Genomic DNA, 26,018 nt, shown 5'->3' with positions numbered 1-26,018 from the left:
CCCACCTAGGATGACGGCATGAGCTCCCTCGAGTGTGACGTCCTGATCGTCGGCGGCGGGATCGCCGGCCTCTCCCTGGCCTCGGCCCTCGCCCCGTTCTCCAGCGTGGTGCTGGTCGAGGCGGAGGGCACGCTCGGCTACCACACGTCGTCGCGCTCGGCCCGTCAGCTCATCCCCAGCTACGGACCCGGACCCGTCCAGGACCTGACGCGCCGCACGCTCGACCTGCTGGACGGCGTGCAGTCCTCCACCGGCCTGCCACTGACGGTGCCGCGAGCCTTCCTCCTGATCGGTACCGAGGACGAGGTCGACGCCGCCATGAACGGGTCGATGCGGCGCGTCCCGCACGCCGAGGCCCTGGCGCTGTGTCCACAGCTCCGCCCGGACGCCTTCACCGCAGCCGCCATCGACACGGACTGCGTCGGCACCGACACCGATCTGCTCCTCGACTACCACCGCCGCCGTGCGGGCGACGACGGCGTCATCATCCTCACCGGTGCCGAGGTCACCTCGGCGCACTACGACGGCGCCGGCTGGAGCGTCCGGGCGGGCTACCGACCCATCAGCGCGGAGGTCGTCGTGAACGCCGCAGGCGCCTGGGCCGACGGTCTCGCCGATGTCTGCGGTGTCGCGCCGCAGGGCCTCGTTCCCCTCCGGCGGACCGCCGCGATCGTGGCGGCCACCCATGCGCCACCCGTCGGGACACCCATGGTGGCGGCAGCCGATGACGCCTTCTACTACCGGCCCGACGCCGAGGGGATCCTGATCTCCCCGTGCGAGGCGGAGCCTGCCGAGCCGGGTGACGCGCAACCCCACCCGGGCGACATCGAGCGTCTCATCGACCACCTGGCAACCGTCACCGATCTCGGCATCACCGGTGTCGTACGGGCCTGGACCGGGTTGCGGACGCAGCGCGCGTCCGGCCTGCCGGTCGTCGGGTTCGACGCAGCACATCCCGGCTTCTTCTGGCTCGCCGGCCAGGGCGGCTACGGTTTCCAGACCTCCTCCGGCATCGCCGAGCTCGCGACCATCCTGCTCACCGGGGCGGACCCCGAGGATCTCGGCGCCGATCCGGTCCGGATCAGGGCTGCGGCGGAGGCACTCCGCCCGGCATGACCCCCAGCTGATGTCCGCGCCCCGCGCAAGGGACGGGCACCGCCGGGCCCGGGGATCCGGAAGCGGCGTCCGTTCCGTAGTGTGGGTCCTCGACACCGGCATGATGCCGGGAACACAGGCGCCGCCGCGGGCGGCACGGAGAACGGACGTGCAGCATGTCGGCAGGCGGAGGCAACAAGGCGATCATCGCGGCCCTCACGGCGAATCTCACCATCGCCGCCCTCAAGTTCCTCGCGTTCGCCCTCACGCGATCGTCGTCGATGCTCGCCGAGGGCATCCACTCGGTGGCGGACTCCGGCAACCAGGTGCTGCTGCTCGTGGGCGGCAAGCGGTCGAAGCGCCAGGCGAGTGCCGAGCATCCGTTCGGATTCGGACGCGAACGCTACATCTACGCCTTCATCGTCTCGATCGTGCTGTTCAGCGTCGGCGGGCTGTTCGCGCTCTACGAGGCCTACCACAAGTACCAGGACCCGCACCCGATCGAGGGCTCCTTCTGGTGGGTGCCGCTCGCGGTGCTCATCGGGGCGATCGTCGCGGAGTCGTTCTCCCTCCGCACCGCCATCCGGGAGTCCAACCACACCCGGGGGGACATGGGCTGGGTGCGCTTCGTCCGGACGGCCAAGGCTCCCGAGCTGCCCGTCATCCTGCTGGAGGACTTCGGCGCGCTCATCGGACTGCTGTTCGCGCTGTTCGGCGTCTCCATGACCCTCCTCACGGACAACGGCCTCTGGGATGCCGCGGGCACGGCGATGATCGGCCTCCTGCTCGTGGCCATCGCCGCCGTCCTCGCCGTCGAGACCAAGAGCCTGCTGCTCGGCGAGTCCGCGTCGGCGTCGGACGTCGCGAAGATCGAGGAGGCCATCGGCAACGATCGAGCCACGCACATCATCCACCTGAAGACCCTCCACCTGGGCCCCGACGAGCTGCTCGTCGCCGCGAAGATCACGGTCGGGAGCCAGGAGAGCGGAGCGCAGATCGCCGCCGAGATCAACGACGCCGAGCGGCGCATCCGGGCGGCGGTGCCGATCGCCACGGCCATCTATCTCGAACCGGATCTCTACGTCCCCGAGGCCGGGGTGACGCCCTCGGCGAACGGCGGCTCCGCCCGCACCCCGGCGTCCGGCGACGGGGGTGGGCAGGTCTAGGATGGGCGCATGAACGTCATCGAAATACGTCTTCCCGGCATCGGAGTGCGGCGCGAGATCGTCACCGGCTCCGGGCGCAGGGTGGGCATCGTCGCCCAGCGCGACGGCGATCTCGACCTCATCATCTCCAAGGCCAACGACCCCGACGCCTGCGTCGCCTCGATCCCGCTGACGCCGGACGAGGCCGCCACCATCGGCAACCTCTTGGGTTCGCGGCAGCTCGTCGCGCAACTGACGGAGGAGCACCGGGACCTGCCGGGCGTCTCCACCCGGCAGTTCCTCATCGAGCGCGGTTCGCCCTTCGACGGACATCCGCTCGCGGATACCCGGATGCGCTCGCGCTCCGGAGCGTCCCTCGTGGCGGTGCTGCGCTCGGGGCAGGTCCAGGCATCCCCCACGCCCGACTTCACCCTGGCCGCCGGCGATCTGCTGGTGGTGGTGGGAACCTCCGAGGGCCTCGACGCCGCGGCGGACATCCTGCGCAACGGCTGAGCGGCCCGTGCACACCACCGCCCTGACCCTGATCGAACTCGGCGCCATTCTCCTGTTCCTCGGTATCCTCGGGCGGCTCGCCGGCCGGATCGGACTCTCGCCCATCCCGCTGTACCTGATCGGCGGCCTCTTCTTCGGGCAGGGTGGGTTCATCGAGCTCGAGGGCGTCATCGAGTTCAGCGAGGTCGCCAGCGAGATCGGCGTGGTCCTGCTCCTGCTGATGCTCGGGCTCGAGTACACCGCGAAGGAGCTGGTCACCGGCCTCCGGCAGTCCTGGCTCGCCGGGATCGTCGACTTCCTGCTGAACTTCACGCCCGGTGCGCTCGTCGCGGTGATCCTCGGGTGGGGTCCGGTCGCCGCCCTGGTGATGGGCGGCGTCACCTACATCTCCTCGTCCGGCATCGCGGCGAAGGTCATCAGCGACCTCGGCCGGCTCGGCAACCGCGAGACCCCCACCGTGCTGGCGATCCTCGTCTTCGAGGACCTCGCGATGGCCATCTACCTGCCGGTCCTCACCGCCGTGCTGGCGGGACTCAGCTTCGCGGGCGGACTCGGCACGGTCGGTATCTCGCTCCTCGTCGTCACGCTGGTGCTCGTGATCGCCCTGCGCTGGGGCAACGTGGTCTCCGCAGTGGTGGACAGCACGGACCGCGAGGTGTTCCTCCTGACGCTGATCGGTGCCGCGCTCCTGGTCGCCGGCCTGGCCTCGGCGCTGCAGGTCTCGGCCGCCGTCGGCGCGTTCCTCCTCGGCATCGCCATCTCGGGGGCGACGGCGGAGAACGCCGCCCGGATCCTCGAACCCCTGCGCGATCTCTTCGCCGCGATCTTCTTCGTGGTGTTCGGCCTGAACACCGATCCGGCCTCGATCCCGCCCGTCCTCGGCTTCGCCCTGGGTCTGGCGCTGGTCACCTCGGCCACCAAGATCGCCACCGGGTGGTGGGCTGCCAAGCGGCAGGGGATCGGGCGGCTCGGCCGTGCGCGCGCGGGGACGGCGCTGGTGGCGCGGGGCGAATTCTCGATCGTCATCGCCGGGCTCGCCGTCGCGTCGGGGGCCGTGATCCCCGAACTGGCGGCTCTCGCCACCACCTACGTCCTGCTGATGGCCGTCCTCGGCCCGGTGCTGGCCCGCCTCGCCGAGCCGGCGATGGAACTCCTCGACCGGGCACCGAAGCGCAGGCCGAGGCCCGTGACGGTCTGACGCCCGCGGACATCCGCCCCGGGGTCAGGCCGCGGGCCGTCACCTTCCGACGCCCGTGGACATCCGCCCCCGGCGTCAGTCCTCCAGGATGCGGCCGATCGGCTCAAGCTTCTCCGCCTGGAAGGTGTCCTCCTCGCGCCCGTACGCCCAGTAGCCGGAGAGGGACACCTGCTTCTTCTCGAGCCCCCGACCCTTGAACAGCACGTCCCGCAGGGCCTTCATGGCACCGCGCTCGCCGTGGACGAAGGCGTCGACCCGGCCCTCGGGCCACGCACCGGCGGCGACGGCGTCCGCGAGGAGCGTCGTCGTCCCGGCGGCCCTGCCGTCGCGCAGCAGCCAGTGCACGGCGAGTCCGTCCGGTGCGTCGAGCGGGATGATCTCCGCGTCGCTGTCCACTTCGATGTAGGCGTGCCCGACGGCGGTGTCCGGCAGGGCGTCGATGCCCGCCGCGATCGCGGGGAGGGCGGAGTCGTCGCCGACGAAGAGGTGCCAGTCCGCGGTCGGGTCCGGAGACCACTTCCCGGACGGCCCCATGAGCACGAGCGTGTCGCCGGGGACGGCCGCTGCCGCCCAGGGGCCGGCGATGCCTGCGTCACCGTGCACCACGAAGTCGATCGCGAGCCGCTGCGTGCCGTGGTCGAGCCAGCGGATCGTGTAGGTGCGCTTCACCGGCCGGTCGCCGGAGGGGAGCTCCTGCTTCAGTGCCGCGAGGTCGTACGGCGGGACGAGTCCCAGCTCGGGCCTCGCGAACAGCAGCTTGGCGTACTTGTCCGTCGCGTCGCACTCCTGGAGGTCCGCGAAGCCCGGTCCGCCCGCCACCACCCGCACCAGGTGGGGGCTCAGCCACTGCGTCCCGACCACGGTGAGGACGGCTTGCGGCCTCGGGGGCTTGCGGGGCGCCAGGGCCTGCGGTGCGGGATCGGTGGGACCGGCAGGGTCGGGAGACGCCGAGGTGGGAGCGGGGGAGGATGAGGGCATGGGGCGGGACTTCTTTCTCGGTGGGACTTAGCCCACCCTAACAAGCCTTACCCGGCGGACGCTGGGAGTTCCGCCTGCGCTGCCGCGAGGAGCGAGCCGTCCGCGACGAGGAGCCGTGCCGCCTCGATCTCGGGGGCGAGATAGCGATCGGTCCCCGGCCCCGGGACGTCCTGCCGGAGCCGTGACCGCACGGCGCTGATGGGAGCCGAACTGCGGAGGGTGGGGGAGCTTCCGGGAGCGTCGGCGCCGGTGGACGGGTCCGTCCAGCCCTGCAGTCCGCCGTCCCGCATGTCCAGGCCGCGCGCAGCCGTGAGGATCTCGATGGCGAGCACGCGGGTGAGGCCGTCGATCGCCCGGCGGAGCTTCAGCCCGGCCGCCCAGCCCATGGACACGTGGTCCTCCTGCATGGCCGAGGAGGGGATGGAGTCGACGGAGGCTGGCTGGGCGAGGCGCTTGAGCTCGGACACGATGCCGGCCTGGGTGTACTGGGCGATCATGTGCCCGGAATCGACGCCGGGATCGTGGGCGAGGAAGGGGTTCAGCCCGTGGCTGCGGGCGCGGTCGAGGAAGCGGTCGGTGCGCCGTTCGCTCATCGAGGCGACGTCGGCGACGGCGATCGCGAGGAAGTCCAGCACGTATCCCACGGGAGCGCCGTGGAAGTTGCCGTTCGACTCGATCCGGCCGTCGGGCGTGATCACCGGGTTGTCGATGGCCGAGCCGAGCTCGATCGCGGCGACCGATTCCGCGTGCGCCAGCGTGGCCCGCGCGGCGCCGTGCACCTGGGGTGCGCACCGCAGCGAGTAGGCGTCCTGGACGCGCGTGAAGCGGTGCCGCCCCGTCGCCGACGTGAGCTGCTCGGCGATGAGCGGTGAGCCGTCCAGGAGGGCGCGGATGCCGGCGGCCGAGGCCACCTGGCCCGGGTGTGGGCGCAGGGCATGCAGGTCCTCGGCGAAGACGGCGTCCGTCCCGAGCAGTCCCTCGACGCTCATCGCGGCGGCGAGGTCCGCCGTCGCCAGCAGCAGGTGCAGGTCGGACGCCGCGAGGACCAGCATCCCCAGCATCCCGTCCGTGCCGTTGATGAGGGCCAGCCCCTCCTTCTCGCGCAGTTCGACGGGCATGATGCCCGCGGTGGCGAGGGCCTCGGCGGCGGGGACGAGCCGTCCCCGCGCATCCCGCACGTCGCCCTCGCCCATGAGCGCGAGAGCCACGTGCGAGAGCGGCGCGAGGTCGCCGGAGCAGCCCAGTGAGCCGTACTCGCCGATGACGGGGGTGATGCCGGCGTTGAGGAGGGCCGCATAGGTGGTGGCGACGACGGGACGCACACCGGTGCGGCCGGTCGCGAGGGTCGAGAGCCGGTTGAGCATGAGCCCGCGCACCACTTCGCGGTCCACCTCCGTGCCGGAGGATGCCGCGTGGCTCCGGATGAGGCTGCGCTGCAGCTGGGTGCGCTGCTCGAGCGGGATGTGCTTCGTGGCGAGGGCGCCGAAGCCGGTGGAGACGCCGTAGTGGGGGGTCCCGTCGTCGACCAGGGCGTCGACGACGGCACGGGAGGCGGCCATGGCGGCCGATGCGTCGGGATGGAGCTCGACGGTCGCGCCGGAACGGGCCACCGCGACGACGTCGACGGGCGAGAGGGGGCCGGTCCCCACGATCACGGGATGCTGCACGGGAACCTCGGTTCTGCGGTCGGACCGCTATTGCCATCTGGTGAAAAGGACGTTTCAATAAGTGAAATACAGGACCGGTTCGAAAGCAAGGAGGCGGCATGGCGGAATCGTCCACCCGCACGGTGGAGCGGGCACTGGTGCTGCTCGGCGCTGTCTGCGAGGCGGGATCGATCACGCTCGCCGACGCCGCGCGCGGGACCGGGCTCTCGGCGTCGACCGCCCTGCGGCTCCTGCGCACCCTCGAGAGCACGGGTTTCGTCCGGCGGGACGGCGACGGCTCCTACCGCCCCGGGCTCCGCGTGGTCCAGCTCGGGGCTCAGGCGCTCGGGCAGGAATCCCTCGTCTCCCTCGCCGAGCCCGCCCTCGAACGGCTGGTGGGGCAGACGGGGGAGTCCGCCTACCTGAGCGTCCCGTCGCACGACGGGCAGGGCGTGTACCTCGCCATGCGCGAGGGGACGCATTCGGTGCGCCACGCCAGCTGGGTGGGGCGCAGCATCCCGCTGGACGGCACGGCTGTCGGCGCGGTCCTGGCGGGCGCAGCCGGGCCGGACGGCTTCGTCGTCGTGCGCGACGGCGTGGAGGCCGATGTGACGGCCGTCGCCGCGCCGGTGTCCCCGGGCGGACGCGTGGTCGCGGCGATCAGCGTCGTCGTCCCCAGCTACCGCATCACCGCCACGGAGGCTCGCCGCCTCGGCGCACTCGTCGCCCGTGAGGCCGAGGACCTGCTCGCCCACATCCCGGCCGGCCCGCTCGGGCACGACCTGACAGGAGAACCCGCATGACCACCCACGATCCCGCCCGCTCCATCCGTGCGGCACGCGGAACGCAGCTCACCGCGAAGAGCTGGCAGACCGAGGCACCGCTCCGCATGCTCATGAACAACCTCGACCCCGAGGTCGCCGAGCGCCCCGAGGACCTGGTCGTCTACGGCGGCACGGGCAGGGCTGCGCGCAGCTGGGAGGCGTACGACGCGATCGTGCGCACCCTCGAGACGCTCGACGACGACGACGAGACGCTCCTCGTGCAGTCCGGCAAGCCCGTCGGCGTCTTCCGCACGAACCCCTGGGCCCCGCGCGTCCTGCTCGCCAACTCGAACCTCGTGGGGGACTGGGCCACCTGGCCGGAGTTCCGCCGCCTGGAGGCCGAGGGCCTCATGATGTACGGGCAGATGACGGCCGGCTCCTGGATCTACATCGGCACGCAGGGCATCCTGCAGGGCACGTACGAGACCTTCGCCGCGATCGCCCGCAAGCGCTTCGGCGGCACCCTCGCCGGCACCCTGACGCTCACGGGCGGGTGCGGCGGCATGGGCGGTGCGCAGCCGCTCGCCGTCACCCTGAACGGCGGGGCAGTCCTGATCGTCGACGTGAGCGAGGCGCGCCTCCGCCGCCGCGTCGCCAAGCGCTACCTGGACACCCTGGCGGACACGCTCGACGACGCCGTCGCGCAGGTCCTCGCCGCGAAGCGCGAGAAGCGCGCTCTGTCGGTCGGCGTCGTGGGAAATGCGGCCGCCGTGTTCCCCGAACTGCTCCGGCGCGGGTTCGACGCCGACATCGTCACGGACCAGACCTCCGCGCACGATCCGCTCAGCTACCTGCCGGAAGGCATCGCCCCCGACGAGTGGGAGCGTGAATCCGCGGCGGACCCCGACGGCTTCACGAAGAAGGCCCAGGTGTCCATGGCCCTGCAGGTCGAGGCGATGGTGGGCTTCCAGGACGCCGGCGCCGAAGTATTCGACTACGGCAACTCCATCCGCGACGAGGCCCGGAAGGGCGGCTACGGCCGCGCCTTCGCCTTCCCCGGCTTCGTGCCCGCCTACATCAGGCCGCTGTTCTGCGAAGGGCTCGGTCCGTTCCGCTGGGTGGCCCTCTCCGGGGACCCGGCGGACATCGCGGTCACCGATGCCGCCCTGAAGGAGCTGTTCCCCGACAACGTGCATCTGCACCGCTGGCTCGACGCCGCCGCCGAGCACGTCGAGTTCGAGGGCCTGCCCGCCCGGATCTGCTGGCTCGGGTACGGGGACCGCGCGAAGGCCGGGCTGCTCTTCAACCGCCTGGTCGCGGAGGGCAGGGTGTCCGCGCCGATCGTCATCGGCCGCGACCACCTCGATTCCGGCTCCGTCGCCTCCCCCTACCGCGAGACGGAGGCCATGGCGGACGGGTCGGACGCCGTCGCCGACTGGCCCCTGCTCAACGCCCTGCTCACCACGTCCTCCGGAGCCACCTGGGTGTCCATTCACCACGGCGGCGGCGTCGGGATCGGCCGGTCCATCCATGCGGGCCAGGTGTCCGTGGCCGACGGCACCGAGCTCGCCGCCCAGAAGCTCGAGCGCCTGCTCACCAACGATCCCGGCATGGGCGTCATCCGCCACGTCGATGCGGGATACGAGAGGGCACGCGAGATCGCCTCCCAGCGTGGCGTGCGCATCCCCATGGAATCCTGAGCAGGACACCACCCGCCCCACCGCAGGAAGGCACCCTCGTGCAGACCGTCTCCACCGTCCTCGACTCCATCAGCGACGTCGGCCGCGACACGTCCCGCGGCGGCTACTCCCGCGGGGTCTTCACCTCCGCCGAGCTGTCGCTGCGCGAATGGTTCGCCGCGGAGGCGACGGCCCGCGGGCTCGCGGTGGAGACGGACCGCAACGGCATCCTGTGGGCGTGGTGGGATGCCACGGGCAGCCGCGACGGCGCGCTCGTCACCGGCAGCCACCTCGACTCCGTGCCCGGCGGCGGTGCGTTCGACGGGCCGCTCGGTGTCGCCTCGGCCCTCGCTGCCGTGGACCTCCTGCGCGAGCGCGGGGTGCAGCCGCACCGGTCGCTGGCCGTGACGGTGTTCCCCGAGGAGGAGGGGTCCCGCTTCGGGGTGTCCTGCCTCGGCTCCCGGCTGCTCACCGGCTCCCTCGACCCGGACCACGTGCGCTCGCTCACCGACACCGACGGCACCACCTTCGCCGACGCCGCGCGTTCCGCCGGGATCGACGTCGCACACCTCGGCCGCGACGAGGAGGCCGCCCGCCGGATCGGCGACTTCGTGGAGCTGCACGTGGAGCAGGGCCGCGGGCTGATCGACCTCGACTCCGCCGTCGCCATCGGCTCCACGATGCTGGGCCACGGTCGCTGGCGCCTCTCGGTCACCGGGCAGGGGAACCACGCCGGCACCACCCTCATGGCGGACCGTGCCGACCCGATGGTCGCCGCCGCGCAGGTGGTCCTCGCGGCCAGGAGGATCGCGGCCGAGCAGGAGGGGGCGCGGGCCACCGTCGGCCGGCTGCAGCCCGTCCCCGGCGGAACGAACGTCATCGCGTCCCGCGTGGACCTCTGGCTCGACGTCCGCCACGAGGAGGACGCCGTCACCGCACAGCTCATCGAGAAGATCCACGGCCAGGCCCAGAAGATCTGCGCCTTCGAGGGCTGCCGTGCCACGCTCACGGAGGAGTCGCGCAGCAGCACCGTCCACTTCGACGGCGCCCTGCAGCGGACACTGCACAACGCACTCGGGCGTTCCTTCCGGGGCGCGCCGACCCTGCCCACGGGGGCGGGGCACGACGCCGGGATCCTCGGCAGCATCGCGCCGACGGCCATGCTCTTCGTCCGCAATCCCACGGGTATCAGCCACTCGCCGGAGGAGTTCGTGGAGCGCGACGACGCCGACGCCGGCGCCACCGCGCTCGCAGACGTCCTCGAAGACCTGCTGTGATCCGAGCCGCACACGCCGTCCCTGCTCGCCCGGCGGGCCCCGCCCTCGTTCGGCCGGCAGGACCCGGCGGCCTCGCAGTCCCGGCGGGTCCCGCCGGTCACGCACTGACCGGAGGCCCGGCCGATCCTGCGTCCCCTGCCGTCCGGGCGGTCTGGTGCGAGTCCGCGTGGCTCGGCACGGAGGGCGTGGTCGAGGCCGTGCGGATCGAGGTCGACGCCGACGGGTACGTGGCCGGCGTCCGCCCGGGCCACCCCGCGCAGGAGGGCGACGTCGTCCTCCACGGCGTGGCCTTCCCCGCCGCCGCGAACGGACACTCCCACGCCTTCCACCGGGCGCTGCGCGGTCGGACGCACGACCGCGGCGGGACGTTCTGGACGTGGCGGGAGACGATGTACCGGGTAGCACGGGCCCTCACGCCGGCACTGTACGAGGACCTCGCCACCGCCGCCTACGCCGAGATGGTCGCCGCGGGCTGGACGAGCGTCGCCGAGTTCCACTACATCCACCACCTTCCCGACGGGACGCCGTACGGCCACGCGACCGGCGAACCCCACGCGATGGAACTCGCCCTCGCCCGAGCCGCCGTGCGCGCCGGCATCCGGCTGACCCTGCTCGACACGTGCTACCTCGCCGGCGGTTTCGGGCAGCCGCTCGAGGACGGGCAGCGCCGGTTCTCGGACGGGAGCGCAGAGCGGTGGCTCGAGCGGCTGGACGCGCTGCGGGCCACCGTCGCCGGGCTGTACCCGGACCACCACGTGTCGGTCGGGGCGGCCCTGCACTCGGTGCGGGCCGTGCCGGAGCGGGACCTCGCGGTGATCGCGGACCGGCTGCCGGCCGATCTGCCCCTCCACGTGCATCTCTCCGAGCAGCCCGCAGAGAACGAGGACTGCCTCCGCGCGACCGGACTGACGCCCGCCGGTCTGCTGCAGCGGCACGGACTCGTGGACCGGCGCCTCTCGGTGGTCCACGCCACCCATCTCGGCGAGGAGGACATCGCCCTGCTCGGCGGTGCGGGCGCCGGTGTCGTGCTCTGTCCCACCACCGAGGCGGACCTCGCCGACGGGCTCGGGCCGGCGGGTCCGCTCCGCGCGGCGGGAGCGGTCCTGGCGCTCGGCACCGACCAGCACGCCGTCGTCGACCCCTGGCTGGAGATGCGCGCGCTCGAACACGGCGAGCGGCTCCGCACCGGGCGGCGCGGCCACTTCGACCCGGAGATCCTGCACGGCATCGCCTCGTCGGGCGGCGCCCGGGCGCAGGGTCGCCGGAGCGCCGGCATCGGTGCCGGGTCCGTCGCCGACCTCATGGCCATCGATCCGCACACCGCCCGTACCGCCGGGTCCTCGTGGGACCAGCTCGCCTACACGGCGACGGCGCAGGACGTGACAGGCGTCGTCGTCGGCGGGGTGCTCACCGCCCGGAACGGTACCCACATCACCCTCGGGGATCCCGCCGGGTCGCTCGTCGCAGCGATCGACCGGCTGGACGCCGCGGTGGCCGCCGACGATCCGACCTCCGCATCCAGCTACATCCACCCCCGGGAGCGGCACTGATGTCCATCCTCATCACGCACATCGGCGAGCTGACGACGCAGGACGCCGGGCACGCCGTCCTGCAAGATGCCGCCGTGGTCCTCGAGGGGGAGCGGATCAGCTGGATCGGCCCGGCCTCGGCAGCACCCGCGGCGGACACGGCCTACGACGCCGGCGGCCGCGCGGGCCTGCCCGGCTGGGTGGACAGTCATACGCACCTCGTCTTCGCCGGCGATCGCACCGCCGAGTTCGAGGCCCGGATGGCGGGGGAGTCCTACGCCGCGGGCGGTATCGCCGTCACGGTCGAGGCGACGCGCGCCGCGGGGGACTACGACCTCACGCGCCTCCTGCTGGCCCGGGTCGCCGAGGCCGCCTCGGGCGGGACCACCTACGTCGAGACGAAGACGGGGTACGGGCTCGACGTCGGGCACGAGGCCCGCAGCGCGCGCATCGCCGCCGGCGTCGTCGACGAGGTCACCTTCCTCGGCGCGCACCTCGTCCCGCGCGGGTGGGACGCGGACGCGTACACGGACCTCGTCTGCGGACCGATGCTCGACGCCGTCCGCCCCTTCGTCCGCTGGGCGGACGTCTTCTGCGAGACCGGTGCCTTCACGGCCGACCAGTCCCGCCGCGTCCTCGCCGCCTGCGCCGCGGCCGGACTCGGCCTGCGCGTGCACGGCAACCAGCTGGGCCCCGGCCACGGGGTGGCCCTGGCCGTCGAGTTCGGCGCCGCCAGCGTGGACCACGTCAACCACCTGGCCGACGGCGATGTCGACGCGCTCGCCGGCACCTGGGACGCCGGCACCTCGAACGCCGGCCCCTGGAACGCCGGGCATGGACGACCCGGCACCGTCGCGACGTGCCTGCCCGCCTGCGACCTCTCGACCCGGCAACCCTTTCCGCCCGCGCGCCGGCTCCTCGACGCCGGAGTCCAGATCGCGCTCGCGAGCAACTGCAACCCCGGGACGTCCTACACCAGCTCCATGGGCTTCTGCGTCGCCACGGCCGTCCTGCAGATGGGCCTCACCGTCCACGAGGCCGTGCGCGCCGCGACCTACGGCGGAGCCCTCGCCCTGCGCCGGCACGCGGGCGACGACGCCGACGGACGCCGGGCGGTCGGCTCTCTCGCGGTGGGACACAGGGCCGACCTGCAACTGCTGAACGCGCCGTCGGCGGCTCACCTTGCCTACCGGCCGGGGATGCCGCTCGTGCATGCGGTGTGGAAGGCGGGCACGCGCGTCCGCTAGCCCGTCCGGGCCGTCCGGACCGTCCGGACCGTCCGGCACGCAGAGTGCTCGACGGCGGGTTGGGAATCCCCAGCCGGCGCTGGGAGGATGACGCCATGCATCCGGATCCTCCCTCCTCCGCACACCTGCAGCCCGGTTCCCCGTCCACGTCCCGGTCCGGACCGCGTGCATCCGGGACCGGCGGCACGCCCGAGCCCACGTCGGGGCCGGCCTCCGCTCCTCGGCGCCGCATCAGGGTGGAGCTGCTCATCGTCCTCGGACTCTCGCTCGGGCAGTCCGGCGTCTACGCGATCGTCAACCTCGCGGAGAAGCTCACCCGCGGACCGCTCGCCGCCCAGACCACCACACTGAATCCGGTGCTCAACGAGCGCCAGTACTTCGATCTCACGTACCAGCTCCTGAACATCGCCTTCGCGCTGGTCCCGGTGGCCCTGGTCCTCTACCTCCTCGGCGGTCACGGGGTCTCCGCCTTCCGCCGGCTCGGGTTCACGTTCGAGAAACCGCTCCGGACGGTTAGTTTCGGCGTCGGGCTCGCGGGCATCATCGGCGTCGGGACGCTCGGCGTCTACGCCGGGGGGAGGGCGCTCGGCATCACCACCGCGCTCGTCCCGGCGGCGCTGGACGCCTACTGGTGGACCATCCCGGTGCTCGTCCTGTCCGCGGTGCGGCACGCCGTGCTGGAGGAGGTGATCGTGGTGGGGTATCTGTTCATCCGGTTGCGTGAGCTCGGATGGTCGACGCCCGCCATCGTCGTCAGCAGTGCCCTCCTGCGCGGCAGCTATCACCTGTACCAGGGTTTCGGCCCGTTCATCGGCAACGTCCTGATGGGTCTTCTGTTCGGCTGGTTCTACACGCGCACGCGCCGTGTCATGCCGCTGGTGATCGCGCACGCGCTCATCGACATCACCGGTTTCGTCGGATTCGCGCTCATCGGACCGGCCATCGGAATTGGCGGTTGAATAAAGAAAGGCTTCCCTTTGTTCATTTGCGCGCACGAATCATGACTAAATTATCCGCCAATTGCGGGTTTATGCTCACTTCATCCGGCACAGACAACGGCGGCTCCGACAGGGACCCCACCGGACCAGCCAGGAGGAATCATGAGCAGCGCCCCCAGCGCCCCCAGCGCCCCCAGTGCCCCCAGTGTCACCAGTGTCTCCGAGTGCAGTGTCCACAACTGCTCCTTCAACCACGACGGCTGCACCGCCGTCGCCATCACGGTGTCGGGCAGCGAGGAGCACGCCTCCTGTGCCACGTTCATCGACACGTCCATCAGCGGCGGGCTGCCGAAGATGCTCGCGCACGTCGGCGCCTGCCAGCGCTCCGAGTGCAGCTTCAACCACGATCTCCTCTGCAGCGCGCCGGCCGTGAAAGTGGGTCCGGGTGCCGAGGCCGCTGACTGCCTCACCTACACGCACGCCTGACCGGCTGAGGCGGTCGACAACGGCCGCCACACGGAGAAGGACCGGACGACAGTCCGGTCCTTCTCCGTGTTCGCCTCGTCGCGAGCTCTCAGATCTCGACGCGTCCCTCGCCGGTCTCGAAGGTCACGGACATGATGCCGGGGGTGCCGTTCGGTGCGATCCACTGCACCTGGACGCCGTCGAGCGTCTCCTCGACCGCAGTGCCGAGCCACTCGGTGACGCGCTCGGAGGACCCCGCGATGGTCAGGCAGTCGAGCTTGACCGACGCCGGGCGTGCCTTGGACGGGTGGAGTTCCTCGGTGCCCTCGTCCCAGCGGAGGAGGTAGGGGACCTGCGGGTCCGCGATGAGGCCCTTGATGCCGATCTGCTGCCAGGTCAGTTCCTGGCCGTCCGGGAACTTGCGGTTCCCTGGGACGGCGCTGCGGCCGAGGCGTTCCTCGAACGGGCCCAGGTCGTCGACAGCGACGCACCAGCCCATCCAGCCTCCGCCGGCCTCGGAGCGGGCGCGGACGGCCTGGCCGAAGGGCGCCTTGTCCGACGCCGGGTGGTTCAGCACCTCCACGACCTCGAGGTACTGGCTGTTGGCCAGCGGGAAGATCATGTTGCGGGTGCCGAAACGCGGGTGCACACCGCCCTTCACGGGCTCCATGCCGAGCCGGGCCGAGATCCGGTCGGCGGTCGCGGCAAGTCCATCGGGTTCACAGGCATAAGAGACGTGGTCCAGGCGCATGCGGTTATTTTGGCACTAAGTGATGCACCTCTCGACTTAGGGCCGCCTTACCCGTGGACAGCGCCCACCGGCCCCGTCGGAGCGCCGTCCGAGGCGGCGGCGGAGCGCAGAGCCGGTGGGTCGCATGCCGGCGCGAGGCACCGCCGGGAACCGGAGGGGCACCTCGGGCGACGTTCCGTGCCGGCTTCACGGAGGGTCACACGGGTTGCCGGACACGCTCCCATACGTTTTCATGGATGCAGGTCATGAGTGCCAGCACTAAGCCCCGGCTTGCTGGCCGGCAACCCTCCAACCGCGGTGGGGTGCCCCGGGTGAGGACCAGGTCCGGCGCGGGTTCGGCGTCGTTCAAGCGCGGGCTCCTGCGGGGCCCGGTCTCCCGGAGCCGGAACTGTCGGCGGGAGCATCGGAGATCGCAGGGCCCCTACCGACAGGGAGCACCATGTCCAACGATTGGTCTTTCGAGACACGCCAGATCCACGCCGGCCAGGTGCCGGACGCAGCCACGGGGTCCCGGGCCCTCCCCATCTACCAGACCTCCTCCTTCGTGTTCCCGAGCGCCGAGAGTGCGGCGAACAGGTTCTCGCTGACCGAGCTCGCGCCTATCTACACCCGGATCGGCAATCCGACGCAGGAGGCCGTGGAGACCCGGATCGCGAGCCTGGAGGGTGGCGTCGGTGCGCTGCTGCTCGCCTCGGGCCAGGCCGCCGGGACCTTCGCGGTGCTGAACATCGCCGAGGCGGGGGACCACATTGTCGCCAGCCCGAGCCTCTACGGGGGTACGTACAACCTGTTCAGGCACACGCTGAAGAAATTCGGGATCGAGACCACGTTCGTGGAGGACCCGGACGATCTCGAGCAGTGGCGTGCGGCGGTCCGCCCGAACACCAAGCTCTTCTTCGGCGAAGTGGTCTCCAATCCCCGCCAGGACGTCCTCGATCTGGAGGGCATCAGCGGTGTCGCCCACGAGCACGGGCTCCCGATGATCGTAGACAACACGCTCTCCACCCCGTATCTCATCCGGCCCATCGAGTGGGGCGCGGATATCGTGGTCCACTCGGCCACGAAATACCTGGGCGGGCACGGCACCGCGATCGCGGGCGTGATCGTGGACTCCGGGAACTTCGACTTCGCCCGGTACCCGGAGCGGTTCCCCGGCTTCAACACGCCGGACGAGAGCTACCACGGACTCGTCTACGCGCGTGACCTCGGTGTCGGAAGCCCGCTCGGCGCCAACCTCGCCTACATCCTCAAGGCACGGGTGCAGCTCCTGCGCGATCTCGGCGCCGCGGTCTCTCCGTTCAACGCCTTCCTGATCGCGCAGGGCCTCGAGACGCTCAGCCTCAGGGTGGAGCGGCATGTGCAGAACGCCCAGGCCGTCGCCGAGTGGCTGGAGGCGCACGACGACGTCGAGCGGGTCTCCTACGCGGGCCTGCCGTCCAGCCCCTGGTACGAGCGCGGCCGGAAGTACGGGCGCATCGGCACGGGGGCGATCGTGAGCTTCGACATCGCCGGGGGGCTCGAGGCGGGCAAGCGCTTCGTCGACGGTCTCGAACTGCACTCGCACGTGGCGAACGTGGGGGATGTGCGGTCGCTCGTCATCCACCCCGCATCCACCACCCACAGCCAGCTCGGCGCGGAGGCGCAGCTCACGGCGGGCGTCCGGCCGGGCCTCGTCCGCCTGTCCGTGGGACTCGAGAACATCACCGACATCCTCGCCGACCTCGACGCCGGCTTCCGAGCGGCCAAAGGAGCCTGACCCTTCGTGACCACCTACCCTTCCGCTCCGCTGCACCAGGGGAACGACGCCGGCCCCTCGGGGGACGGGTTCCTGCGCGTCGCCCCGATCGGCCCCCTGGCCCTCGAGACCGGGGGCGCGCTGCCGGACGTGCAGCTCGCCTTCGAGACGTGGGGGGAGCTGGATGCGGAGGCATCGAACGCGGTGCTGGTGCAGCACGCCCTCACGGGCAGCTCGCACGTCGCACGCGGTGCGTCGGAGGAGGAGGGCTGGTGGGATGCGCTCGTGGGCCCCGGGCGGACGGTGGACACGGACCGCTTCTTCGTGGTGTCGATCAACATGGTGGGCGGCTGCTACGGCTCGACGGGGCCGGCCAGCCTGGCGCCCGACGGCGCCCCCTGGGGCTCCCGTTTCCCGTTCGTCACCATCCGGGACGGGGTGCGGGCGGAGGCGTTGCTCGCCGACCAGCTCGGCATCCACCGCTGGCACTCGGTCCTCGGCGGATCCATGGGCGGCGCGCGTGCCCTGGAGTGGGCCCTGATGTACCCGGACCGCGTGGAGCGATGCGCCGTCATCGCCTGCACAGCCGCCAGTTCGGCCGAACAGATAGCGTTCGCCCAGGCGCAGCTGCAGGCGATCCGCCTGGATCCCGCCTACCGCGGCGGCGACTACTACGACGGTCCGCATCCGGATGCGGGCCTCGGGCTGGCGCGCCGCATCGCCCACATCACCTACCGCTCGGAAGGGGAGTTCGAGACACGCTTCGGCCGGACCGAGCAGGATGCCGAGCAACCCCTCGGTGCGGTGGTGCCCGCCGACCGTGGGCGGTACCAGGTGGAGAGTTACCTCGACCACCAGGCCGAGAAGCTGGTGGACCGGTTCGATGCCAACAGCTACGTGATCCTGACGGAGGCGCTCATGAGCCACGACGCCGGCCGCGCCCGGGGGAGCCTCGACGCCGCCCTCGCTGCCGCGCCGGCACAGTTCTTCGTCGCGTCGGTCGACTCCGACCGGCTGTACGTCCCCGGGCAGTCCCATCGCCTGGCGGCGGGGCTGCCCGGGGAGGTGCCCGTCCACACGATCACCTCACCGGTGGGCCACGATGCCTTCCTCACGGAGATCCACCAACTCGACGCGCAGTTGCGCGATGCCTTCTACGCGAAGTAGAAGTTTCGTGGCGGCTGCTGTTGGGTTTCTCCGGGCCTGCCCCTAGGCTGGGAGCTAAGCCTGCTTATCGATTGCCGGCAGGCAAGCCCGGGACCCTGTCCCGCGCGCACCACACCGACGGATGAAGAGGAGCTGTTCATGGAACTGAGCACCATTGGCTGGAACCAGGAAGCACGCGACAAGATCCTGCTCGACGCCGACCGGGCGCTGCAGGGCGCGGTGAAGGAGGCGGCGGAGACCATGGACGGCAAGTCCCGCGACGAGGTCTACGAGTTCCTCTTCGAGAAGCTCAAGCCGCAGTTCGTCGACTTCAAGCCGGGGCCCGATCTCAGCGCCTGCGCGGACGCGGTCGCCAACGGCGAGGTCGCGCTCGAGAGCTGACTCCAGGGCGTCGCCCTCGGCGCCCTCAAGACACCGGTGATGACCGGTCGGCTGCCCGCCGACCGGTCATCGTCGTCTCCGGGACGCTGGGAAGGGTCGTCCCTGGGACGCGGTGAAGGGTCGCGTCCGGGACGCGGGACGGCTCGCCTCCGGGACGCCGGGAACACTGGTCCCCGGGCCAACGAGCGAGGGGCGGCGGACGGCCCCGCGTGCCGCGGCGGACGGCGAGCTAGTCCGCGGCGCCCGGTGGCATGCCCGGTCCGAAGATCGGTGCCGGTTCGAGCCGCTTGGCGGTGACGCCGTCTCCCGAGGACTGGTGCCGCAGGCGGCGCAGGACCCACGGCACGAAGTACTCGCGTGCCCACACGAGGTCCTCCGCGCGTGCGGCCCGCCAGGTGCGAGCCGGCAGCTCCTTGGGCTGCAGCGGCTCGAGGGTGTGCCTCACCGCGAGGGTGTCGAGGACCATCGCGGCGATGGTGTGGTGGCCGAGCGGCGAGAAGTGCAGCCTGTCCGTGGACCACATCTGCGGATCGAGCAGCTGCCGGAGCGCCCACATGTCCGCGATGACCGCCTCGTGCCGCGTCGCGATGGTGCGCAGGTTCTCGTTGTAGATCGCGGTCTTGGAGCGGATGCTCCCGAGGACGGTCTCGCGCACGTCCGGCCCCGTGAACAGCACCACGGTCGTCCCCGAACCGGCGAGGGTCCCGACGACGTCGTCGAGCTTGGCCGCGAGCAGATCGGGATCGCCGCCCGGACGCAGCAGGTCGTTGCCGCCTGCCGAGATGGTGACGAGGTCGGGACGCAGGGTGATCGCGGCGTCGACCTGCTGGTCGACGATCTGCTGGAGGAGGCGCCCGCGCACGGCGAGGTTCGCGTAGGCGAAGTTCGACTGGCCGCGCGCCAGTTCCTCGGCGACGCGGTCCGCCCAGCCGCGGTTACCGCCGACGCTGGCCGGGTTCGGATCGCCGATCCCCTCGGTGAAGGAGTCACCGAGTGCCACGTAGCGATGCCACGGGTGCGGCTCGGAGTTGAGGGTGGGGTCGATCATCGGGCCGTTCGGGATGGGCTGGGCGTTGCTCTGCGGGGGACCCCCGGTGTTCGCTGCACTCACCGCACCATTGTGACCGCTGCCGGCCGCCGGACACCAGCCATCCGGAGTGCAGGGAGTCATCGCCCCGTGACAGGATGGACGGCATGACTGAATCCGCCTCCGGCACCGCCGCGCCCGAGCCACGCTCTTGGGAGCCGGTGGTCCTCTGGTCCAGGCCCGAGTCCGAGCGCGCAGGTACGCCCCTGCTCGTCCTGTTCCACGGCTACATGGCCGACGAGGAGGACCTCATGGGCCTGACGGACCACCTGCCCGGTGAGTTCACCGTGGCCTCCGTCCGGGCGCCGCTGGCCGTGGGCCCCGGCTACTCGTGGTTCCCCCTGGCCCGTGATGCCGACTACTCCGTGGAGCGCGTTGTCGCTGGTGTCGGTGCTGTCTCGGAGTGGCTCGACACCGTACGCGACGTGCATACCAGCGTCAGCATCCTCGGGTTCTCGCAGGGGATGGCGGTGGCGACCTCGCTCCTGCGGCACCGACCCGCGGACTTCACCTGCGTCGTCGGGCTCTCCGGCTTCACCGTCCCCTCGGAGGGTCATGCGTTCTTCCGGGACGAGGACGCCGCTGCGACCCCCACGCCGTTCTTCTGGGGGCGCGACCAGGAGGACCAGGTCATCACTGCGGAGATGATCGAGGTCACCCACGCCTGGCTGACCACCCACACGAAACTGACGAAGATCCTCTACTCGAACATGTTCCACAGCATCAACGTGCAGGAGCTGGCCCATGTCCGCGAGTTCCTCGCGATGACGGTGCTCGGGAAGCGCTGACGCCGGATCCGGACGCGGCGGGAGGACCACCGTGGACGACCCGGCGGCGACGGATGCGCCGAAGCCGCGCGGTGCGGACCACCCGCGTCGGGGAACCGTCAGCCGCGGGTGAGCCGCACCGTCTCGCCGTTGACGCTGATGGTGTCACCCGGGTGGAGCTGGCGTCCGCGCCGTTCCTCGATCTCCCCGTTCACGTGCACCAGCCCGTTGTCGATGAGGGTCTTCGCCTCCACGCCGTCCTCCGCGAGGGAGGCGAGCTTCAGCAGCTGCCCCAGGCGGATCATGTCATCCCGGATGGGCAGTTCTGTGCTGGAGTCGTCGGTCATGCGTCCATCATGCCGGATGCCGCCGGACTAGGCTGTACGGGTGTCCGACGCGCCTCTGCTCCCTCCCTCCGTCAGCTTTCCGCTCGCCCTCGCCGCGGGACTCGCGGTACCCGTCCAGGGCCGGATCAACGGTGCGCTCGGTACCGCCCTGGGGGACGGTATCGCCGCCGCCCTGATCAGTTTCGGCACGGGCCTGGTGGTGATGATCGTCATCACCCTGGCGCTGCCGTCCGCACGCGCCGGTGCGCTGCAGATCCTCCCCTCGGTGCGTGAGCGCCGGTTCCCGCCCTTCTACATCGCCGCCGGTGCGATCGGTGCGTTCTTCGTCTTCACGCAGTCCCTGACCATCGGCTTGATCGGCGTCGCCCTGTTCACCGTGGCCGCCGTGATGGGCCAGTCGCTGAGCGGACTCCTGGTGGACCGGGCCGGGATCGGGCCGGGTGGGAAGCGGGCCGTCACCGCCATGCGCGTCATCGGCGTCGTCCTGACCGTCCTCTCCGTCGTCTGGGCCGTCTCGCCGCGGTTCGGGGGAGCCGGCGAGGTCTCCAGCTGGCTCCTGCCCGTCCTGCTGCCCGTCGCCGGAGGCGTGCTGCTCAGCTTCCAGCAGGCCATGAACGGCACGGCGTCCCTGCACTACGGCACGCCCCTCGCCGCGACCCTCATGAACTTCATCGCCGGGACGGCGGTCCTGCTGGCGGCCTGGCTGGTCAAGCTCGTGATCGCCGGACCGGGGAACCCCCTGCCCTCCGAGTGGTGGTACTACCTCGGCGGACCCATGGGGTGCATTTTCATCGCCCTCGGCGCACTGCTGGTGCGGAGCCTCGGCGTCCTCCTCACCGGTCTGTGCATGATCGGCGGGCAGCTCGTCGGCTCGCTCCTGCTCGACCTCGTGGTCCCGGCGCCCGGGACCATCGTGGCCTTCGCGACCGTGGCCGGGACCCTGCTGACGCTCGGCGCCATCATCCTGACCACGCTGCCCTGGCCGCGCCGCGTCACTCCCTGAGCCCGGTCCCCTGACCCCGCCGCACGCAGCAGGGGCTGCCCCGTCGGGAGCAGCCCCTGCTGGTCGTGCTGGTCGTGCTGGTCGTGCTAGCGGTCCGCGACCTCGTGGTCGTGGTCGTGCTCCGGGTGGAGCCCGCCGCCACTCTCCGTGCCGCCGCCGAGGGGGTTGCCGTCGAAGCGGTCCTTCTTGCCCTTGCCCTTCACGGGAGTGCCGGCACCATTCACGGCGAACGTGCTCGACGCGTAGGTCACGGTCAGGTGAGCGATGGCGTCGCTCAGCTGGTCGAGGGCCTCGATGCTGAGGTTGTTCGTGTCGTCGCAGGCCGCGTGGTAGCAGGCGTCGTAGGGCGCGCCGGCCACTCCACCGAACAGGGCGGCCTGCTCGGGGGTCTTGATGCCCTCGGCTCCGGTGAAGAGGCCACCCGCGGGGACGCCCTCCGCGATGAAGGGTCCGTAGTCGCTCCTGCCGCTGAACGCGGTCTCACCCGAGGCCAGGCCCACCGATGCGAAGTAGTCGTGGAAGTCCTGCTCGATCCGGCCCGATCCCTCAGGACCGGCCGCCGCGTCGGGACCCACCGGGAAGGCGGAGTTGTCGCCGTCGTACACGAAGCGGCCGAAGTTCGGCGAGCCGATCATGTCGAAGTTCAGGTAGAGGCCCACGCGATCGAGCTCATCCTTCTCCACGAGGTCGGCCACGTAGTACTCGGCGCCCAGCAGGCCCTCCTCCTCGGCACCCCACCACGCGAAGCGGACCTTGTTGGCCGTCTTGACCTTGGCCATGCCCTCTGCCACGGCGAGGATCCCGGCGCTGCCCGTCCCGTTGTCGTTGATCCCGGGTCCGGCGAGCACGCTGTCGAGGTGCGCTCCGACCATGACCACGTTGTCAGGATCCCCGGTGCCGGTCTCGGCGATGACGTTGTAGGTCTCCCGGTTCTCGGAGATGGTGTCGACGGCGACACGGCCGGTGACGCCCTCGCCCAGGAGGTCGTTGCCGGCGGCGAAACTGGCTCCGACGACGGGGATGCCCACGAGGTCGGGTGCCCCCAGCGTGCCGGCGACCGCGGCGGTGTTGCCGCCCACGCCGGTGTTGAAGATGATGACCGCCGTCGCGCCCGCGGCCTCGGCGTTGGCGGCCTTGATGGCGAAGGTGCAGCCGCCGCGCTGCACCAGTGCGATCGAGCCGGCCGTGAAGCCGGCGAAGTCCGTGGTCTCGCAGCCACTGGTGCCGGCCGCGCTCGCGGGTCCCGTGGTGTCCACCGTGCGGATCTCGCCGGAGACGTCCCCGGCACCTGAGAACGTCATCGTGGCCACGTCCTCGGCGCCGTAGGTGACGTCGTCGGGCGTGGACTGCTCCAGCACGGCGGGGCTCAACTCGGCGAAGAACGGGAAGAGGAAGGACTGGACAGTTGGCGAGTAGCCCGCTGCCGTGAGCTTGCGCACGATGTAGTCGACGGACGCCGAATAGCCCTCGGTGCCCGAGGCGCGGGTGTTGCCGTTGGCCTCGGCGATGGCGTCGAGGGCCGTGAGGTGCCCCACCACCTTCTCGACCGTCACCGCCGCCCGGAGCTTCTTGGAGGAGTTGTTGGTGCTGTTGTCGAACGTCGGCGCGGCGTTGGCCGCGAAGCTGCCGCTCGCCACGAGGGCGAGGCTGCTGGCGAGGGCCAGCGCCGAGCGTCCGATGCGGGCGCGCGGGCGTACGAAGGAACGGGGCATGGGGGTCCTTTGGGTGCGAGCGGTCCGGACTGTCCGGACGCGGGGGTGACGTGGATCACACGTCGGAGTGTGCTCAACCTAGGAAGCTTCCGCCGTCACGTCAAGGGGGTTCCCCCTGCCCCTCCACGACCGGATGCAGGGCCTGCCACCACCGCCGACGCCACGGCCCGACCCGGTAGGCTTGCCGGGTAGCTCTGGCGCCCCTGCGACGGGAGCGGACCAGCCTGCACCACGCGCCCCCCACCCGCGGACCGCACCCAGCGGCCTGCAGAGAACCGGAGAAGATCCCATGGCAGCAGCCAAGTCAGCACTCGACCCCATCATCTCGCTCGCCAAGCGGCGCGGCTTCGTCTTCCAGTCGGGTGAGATCTACGGCGGTTCCCGCTCGGCCTGGGACTACGGACCCCTCGGGGCCGAGTTCAAGGAGAACATCAAGCGGCAATGGTGGCAGACGATGGTGCGCGGCCGGGAGGACGTCGTCGGCCTCGATTCCGCGGTGATCCTGCCCCGACAGGTCTGGGAGGCCTCCGGCCACGTGGACGTCTTCAGCGATCCCCTCGTGGAGTGCCTCTCCTGCCACAAGCGCTACCGGGCGGACCACCTCGAGGAGGAGTACGAGGAGAAGAAGGGCCGCGCGCCCGAGAACGGCCTCAAGGACGTCACCTGCGCCAACTGCGGGACCAAGGGCCAGTGGACCGAACCGCAGGAGTTCTCCGGACTGCTGAAGACCTTCCTCGGACCGGTCGCGTCGGAGGAGGGCATGCATTACCTGCGCCCCGAGACCGCCCAGGGCATCTTCGTGAACTTCAACAATGTCCTCACGACGGCGCGCAAGAAGCCGCCCTTCGGCATCGGCCAGATCGGCAAGAGCTTCCGCAACGAGATCACGCCGGGCAACTTCATCTTCCGCACCCGGGAGTTCGAGCAGATGGAGATGGAGTTCTTCGTCGAGCCCGGGACGGACGAGGAGTGGCACCGGTACTGGATCGACAAGCGTTTCGCCTGGTACACCGACCTCGGCATCAGGGCGGACAACCTGCGCCTCTTCGAACACCCCCTCGAGAAGCTGAGCCACTACTCCAAGGGCACCACGGACATCGAGTACCGCTTCGGTTTCCAGGGCTCCGAATGGGGAGAACTCGAGGGCATCGCGAACCGCACCGACTTCGACCTCTCGACGCACTCGAAGCACTCGGGTACCGACCTCGGCTACTTCAACCAGGCCACCAACGAGCGCTACACGCCGTTCGTGATCGAGCCCGCGGCCGGCCTCACCCGCTCCTTCATGGCATTCCTCGTGGACGCCTACACGGAGGACGAGGCGCCCAACGCCAAGGGCGGGGTGGACAAGCGCACCGTCCTGAAGCTCGACCCCCGCCTCGCGCCGGTCAAGGCGGCCGTGCTGCCGCTCAGCCGCAACGAGGACCTGTCCCCGAAGGCGAAGGACCTGGCCGCGCAGCTCCGCAAGGGCTGGAACATCGACTTCGACGACGCCGGGGCCATCGGCCGCCGCTACCGGCGCCAGGACGAGATCGGGACCCCGTTCTGCATCACCGTGGACTTCGACACGCTCGAGGACCAGGCCGTCACCATCCGCGAGCGGGACAGCATGGCGCAGGAGCGCGTGTCCCTCGACCAGGTGCAGGGATACCTCGCCGCACGACTGATCGGAGCCTGATGGCCCTCGAGTACCGCGCCTGGCAGGAGGGCGACGACCTCGAGCTCATCCAGCTCTGGGGTGGCCCCGAATCCGCGACGTCGGAGCAGTTCCGGGTGTCCTTCAGGCCGCCGGCGGAGGAGCCCTGGAACCGCTGCATCACCGTGGTGGACCAGGGAGTTCCCGTCGCGGCCGGCTGCGTCTACGGTGCGGCACTGCACCCCGACAGGCTCTGGTGCTACATCGAGGTCGCGGCGGACCACCGGCGCGCGGGCGTCGGCTCCACGCTCCTCACGATGCTCCAGCACGAGGCCGCGGCGTCGCCGTCGGGCATCACGGCACTCCGGTCGAAGGTGACGCCGGGGACGACCGGGTCCGCGTTCGCGCAGGCCACCGGGTTCGGCGCGCTGCAGCGCTCGCGGCTCGTCGTCATCGGGCCCGGTGCCCTCGCCGCCCCAGCGCTCGACGACGCCGCGGGTCCCCAACTGGAGGAGGCGGCGACCGGATCGGTGGAACTCACGCGGGCGCTCGCGGCCTTCTACGAGTCCGTCCACGTCTGGGACCGCGCCGAGCTCAGCCTTGGCAGGGCCCAGCAGCTCTTCCTCGGTGATGCCAGCGGCGCCGGCGGGGCGATCGTGCTCCGGGACCGGCCGACGGCCGACGGCGGCGCGATCGCGACCTTCGCGGTCAGCTACACGCAGGCGCGCACGGACGACCCCGCGGACGTGCTGCTCGGCTACGACACCTCGCTCCCGCCCGCGGAGCAGCAGGCCGCGGTGGCCACGATGATCGCGATGCTGGTGCACCAGTACCCCATCCAGCTGGAGGTCGACGACGCCATGGAGGCCCTCGTCGCCGTCGTCGAGCCCCTGCTCGCTACAGGCGCAGCGCAGCTCGCCGGACCCGAGACGCTGGTCGTCGCGACCGCCTGACCGGG

24 protein-coding genes and 1 riboswitch are annotated in these 26,018 nt (G+C 71.2%); of the genes, 18 read left to right on the top strand and 6 right to left on the bottom strand.

The window, feature by feature from the left end:
- Positions 1-18: 18 nt before the first annotated feature.
- The 4 genes from ACTIMO_RS11385 to ACTIMO_RS11370 all read left to right on the top strand — a co-directional run bounded on the left by ACTIMO_RS11385 (position 19) and on the right by ACTIMO_RS11370 (position 3,951).
- Positions 19-1,116: an NAD(P)/FAD-dependent oxidoreductase gene (locus ACTIMO_RS11385; RefSeq protein WP_422391584.1), complete on the top strand. Its 1,098-nt coding sequence runs from the start codon at positions 19-21 to the stop codon at positions 1,114-1,116.
- Between the two features lie 155 nt (positions 1,117-1,271).
- Positions 1,272-2,261 (top strand): cation diffusion facilitator family transporter, encoded by a 990-nt coding sequence (locus tag ACTIMO_RS11380; protein WP_448182478.1) that lies wholly within the window; start codon positions 1,272-1,274, stop codon positions 2,259-2,261.
- A gap of 9 nt (positions 2,262-2,270) precedes the next feature.
- A complete protein-coding gene (locus ACTIMO_RS11375) occupies positions 2,271-2,753 on the top strand; it encodes a cation:proton antiporter regulatory subunit (protein ID WP_448182477.1) in 483 nt (160 codons plus the stop codon).
- Between the two features lie 7 nt (positions 2,754-2,760).
- Positions 2,761-3,951, top strand: coding sequence for a cation:proton antiporter (locus ACTIMO_RS11370; RefSeq protein ID WP_055772738.1), 1,191 nt, complete (start codon positions 2,761-2,763; stop codon positions 3,949-3,951).
- A 75-nt stretch (positions 3,952-4,026) separates the two neighbouring features.
- On the opposite strand, the gene ACTIMO_RS11365 is transcribed toward ACTIMO_RS11370, so the two are convergent.
- Together ACTIMO_RS11365 and hutH are read right to left on the bottom strand one after the other, a co-directional pair.
- Entirely contained in the window at positions 4,027-4,929 is a 903-nt protein-coding gene (locus ACTIMO_RS11365; RefSeq protein ID WP_448182476.1) for a siderophore-interacting protein, read from the bottom strand.
- 47 nt (positions 4,930-4,976) lie between these two features.
- Positions 4,977-6,596, bottom strand: a complete 1,620-nt coding sequence (gene hutH, locus ACTIMO_RS11360; protein WP_055772735.1) for a histidine ammonia-lyase — start codon at positions 6,594-6,596, stop codon at positions 4,977-4,979.
- Between the two features lie 98 nt (positions 6,597-6,694).
- On the opposite strand from hutH, the gene ACTIMO_RS11355 reads away from it, so the two are divergent.
- From ACTIMO_RS11355 to ACTIMO_RS11325, 7 genes are all read left to right on the top strand, one after another.
- A complete protein-coding gene (locus ACTIMO_RS11355) occupies positions 6,695-7,378 on the top strand; it encodes an IclR family transcriptional regulator (protein ID WP_055772732.1) in 684 nt (227 codons plus the stop codon).
- On the top strand, positions 7,375-9,039 hold the full coding sequence (gene hutU, locus ACTIMO_RS11350) for a urocanate hydratase (RefSeq protein ID WP_448182475.1): 1,665 nt from the start codon (positions 7,375-7,377) through the stop codon (positions 9,037-9,039). The genes ACTIMO_RS11355 and hutU overlap by 4 nt, the downstream gene beginning before the upstream one ends.
- A gap of 38 nt (positions 9,040-9,077) precedes the next feature.
- A complete protein-coding gene (locus ACTIMO_RS11345; RefSeq protein WP_448182474.1) occupies positions 9,078-10,295 on the top strand; it encodes an allantoate amidohydrolase in 1,218 nt (405 codons plus the stop codon).
- Positions 10,292-11,845, top strand: coding sequence for a formimidoylglutamate deiminase (locus ACTIMO_RS11340; protein WP_448182473.1), 1,554 nt, complete (start codon positions 10,292-10,294; stop codon positions 11,843-11,845). Before ACTIMO_RS11345 ends, ACTIMO_RS11340 begins: the two co-directional genes overlap by 4 nt.
- Positions 11,845-13,071, top strand: coding sequence for an amidohydrolase family protein (locus ACTIMO_RS11335; RefSeq protein WP_055772724.1), 1,227 nt, complete (start codon positions 11,845-11,847; stop codon positions 13,069-13,071). The genes ACTIMO_RS11340 and ACTIMO_RS11335 overlap by 1 nt, the downstream gene beginning before the upstream one ends.
- 95 nt (positions 13,072-13,166) lie before the next feature.
- Positions 13,167-14,030, top strand: a complete 864-nt coding sequence (locus ACTIMO_RS11330; protein ID WP_448182472.1) for a CPBP family intramembrane glutamic endopeptidase — start codon at positions 13,167-13,169, stop codon at positions 14,028-14,030.
- Between the two features lie 141 nt (positions 14,031-14,171).
- Positions 14,172-14,495, top strand: a complete 324-nt coding sequence (locus tag ACTIMO_RS11325; RefSeq protein ID WP_448182471.1) for a DUF1540 domain-containing protein — start codon at positions 14,172-14,174, stop codon at positions 14,493-14,495.
- Between the two features lie 88 nt (positions 14,496-14,583).
- Here ACTIMO_RS11325 and ACTIMO_RS11320 read toward each other — a convergent pair whose 3' ends face one another.
- Positions 14,584-15,225 (bottom strand): VOC family protein, encoded by a 642-nt coding sequence (locus ACTIMO_RS11320; protein WP_055772719.1) that lies wholly within the window; start codon positions 15,223-15,225, stop codon positions 14,584-14,586.
- A 241-nt stretch (positions 15,226-15,466) separates the two neighbouring features.
- Positions 15,467-15,583, top strand: a riboswitch (SAM riboswitch).
- Between the two features lie 81 nt (positions 15,584-15,664).
- Here ACTIMO_RS11320 and ACTIMO_RS11315 point away from each other — a divergent pair.
- The 3 genes from ACTIMO_RS11315 (at position 15,665) to ACTIMO_RS11305 (ending at position 18,508) form a co-directional block, all read left to right on the top strand.
- Positions 15,665-16,981 carry a bifunctional o-acetylhomoserine/o-acetylserine sulfhydrylase gene (locus tag ACTIMO_RS11315; protein WP_448182470.1) on the top strand — a complete coding sequence of 439 codons (1,317 nt, stop codon included), beginning with the start codon at positions 15,665-15,667 and terminating at the stop codon, positions 16,979-16,981.
- A gap of 6 nt (positions 16,982-16,987) precedes the next feature.
- Complete coding sequence (gene metX / locus ACTIMO_RS11310) at positions 16,988-18,127, top strand: homoserine O-acetyltransferase MetX (protein ID WP_448182469.1); 1,140 nt, start codon at positions 16,988-16,990, stop codon at positions 18,125-18,127.
- Positions 18,128-18,265: 138 nt separating this feature from the next.
- Positions 18,266-18,508 carry a hypothetical protein gene (locus tag ACTIMO_RS11305; RefSeq protein ID WP_055772713.1) on the top strand — a complete coding sequence of 81 codons (243 nt, stop codon included), beginning with the start codon at positions 18,266-18,268 and terminating at the stop codon, positions 18,506-18,508.
- Between the two features lie 229 nt (positions 18,509-18,737).
- On the opposite strand, the gene ACTIMO_RS11300 is transcribed toward ACTIMO_RS11305, so the two are convergent.
- Positions 18,738-19,556, bottom strand: coding sequence for an SGNH/GDSL hydrolase family protein (locus tag ACTIMO_RS11300; protein ID WP_055772850.1), 819 nt, complete (start codon positions 19,554-19,556; stop codon positions 18,738-18,740).
- Positions 19,557-19,702: 146 nt separating this feature from the next.
- Between ACTIMO_RS11300 and ACTIMO_RS11295 the strand changes: the two genes are divergently transcribed.
- Positions 19,703-20,383, top strand: a complete 681-nt coding sequence (locus ACTIMO_RS11295; RefSeq protein ID WP_055772710.1) for an alpha/beta hydrolase — start codon at positions 19,703-19,705, stop codon at positions 20,381-20,383.
- 98 nt (positions 20,384-20,481) lie between these two features.
- On the opposite strand, the gene ACTIMO_RS11290 is transcribed toward ACTIMO_RS11295, so the two are convergent.
- A complete protein-coding gene (locus ACTIMO_RS11290; protein WP_055772707.1) occupies positions 20,482-20,709 on the bottom strand; it encodes an RNA-binding S4 domain-containing protein in 228 nt (75 codons plus the stop codon).
- Positions 20,710-20,749: 40 nt separating this feature from the next.
- On the opposite strand from ACTIMO_RS11290, the gene ACTIMO_RS11285 reads away from it, so the two are divergent.
- The gene (locus tag ACTIMO_RS11285; protein ID WP_055772703.1) at positions 20,750-21,712 is read left to right on the top strand and encodes a DMT family transporter; all 963 of its coding nucleotides are present in this window, start codon (positions 20,750-20,752) and stop codon (positions 21,710-21,712) included.
- A gap of 86 nt (positions 21,713-21,798) precedes the next feature.
- On the opposite strand, the gene ACTIMO_RS11280 is transcribed toward ACTIMO_RS11285, so the two are convergent.
- On the bottom strand, positions 21,799-23,424 hold the full coding sequence (locus ACTIMO_RS11280) for a M28 family peptidase (RefSeq protein ID WP_448182468.1): 1,626 nt from the start codon (positions 23,422-23,424) through the stop codon (positions 21,799-21,801).
- A gap of 289 nt (positions 23,425-23,713) precedes the next feature.
- Here ACTIMO_RS11280 and ACTIMO_RS11275 point away from each other — a divergent pair, with 289 nt between their 5' ends.
- Together ACTIMO_RS11275 and ACTIMO_RS11270 are read left to right on the top strand one after the other, a co-directional pair.
- A complete protein-coding gene (locus tag ACTIMO_RS11275) occupies positions 23,714-25,102 on the top strand; it encodes a glycine--tRNA ligase (protein ID WP_448182467.1) in 1,389 nt (462 codons plus the stop codon).
- Positions 25,102-26,013, top strand: a complete 912-nt coding sequence (locus ACTIMO_RS11270) for a GNAT family N-acetyltransferase (RefSeq protein ID WP_448182466.1) — start codon at positions 25,102-25,104, stop codon at positions 26,011-26,013. The genes ACTIMO_RS11275 and ACTIMO_RS11270 overlap by 1 nt, the downstream gene beginning before the upstream one ends.
- The last annotated feature ends 5 nt before the right edge of the window (positions 26,014-26,018 follow it).

It is taken from the genome of Arthrobacter sp. CP30, from assembly GCF_053470025.1.
This window is presented reverse-complemented; position numbering and strand designations above follow the sequence as displayed.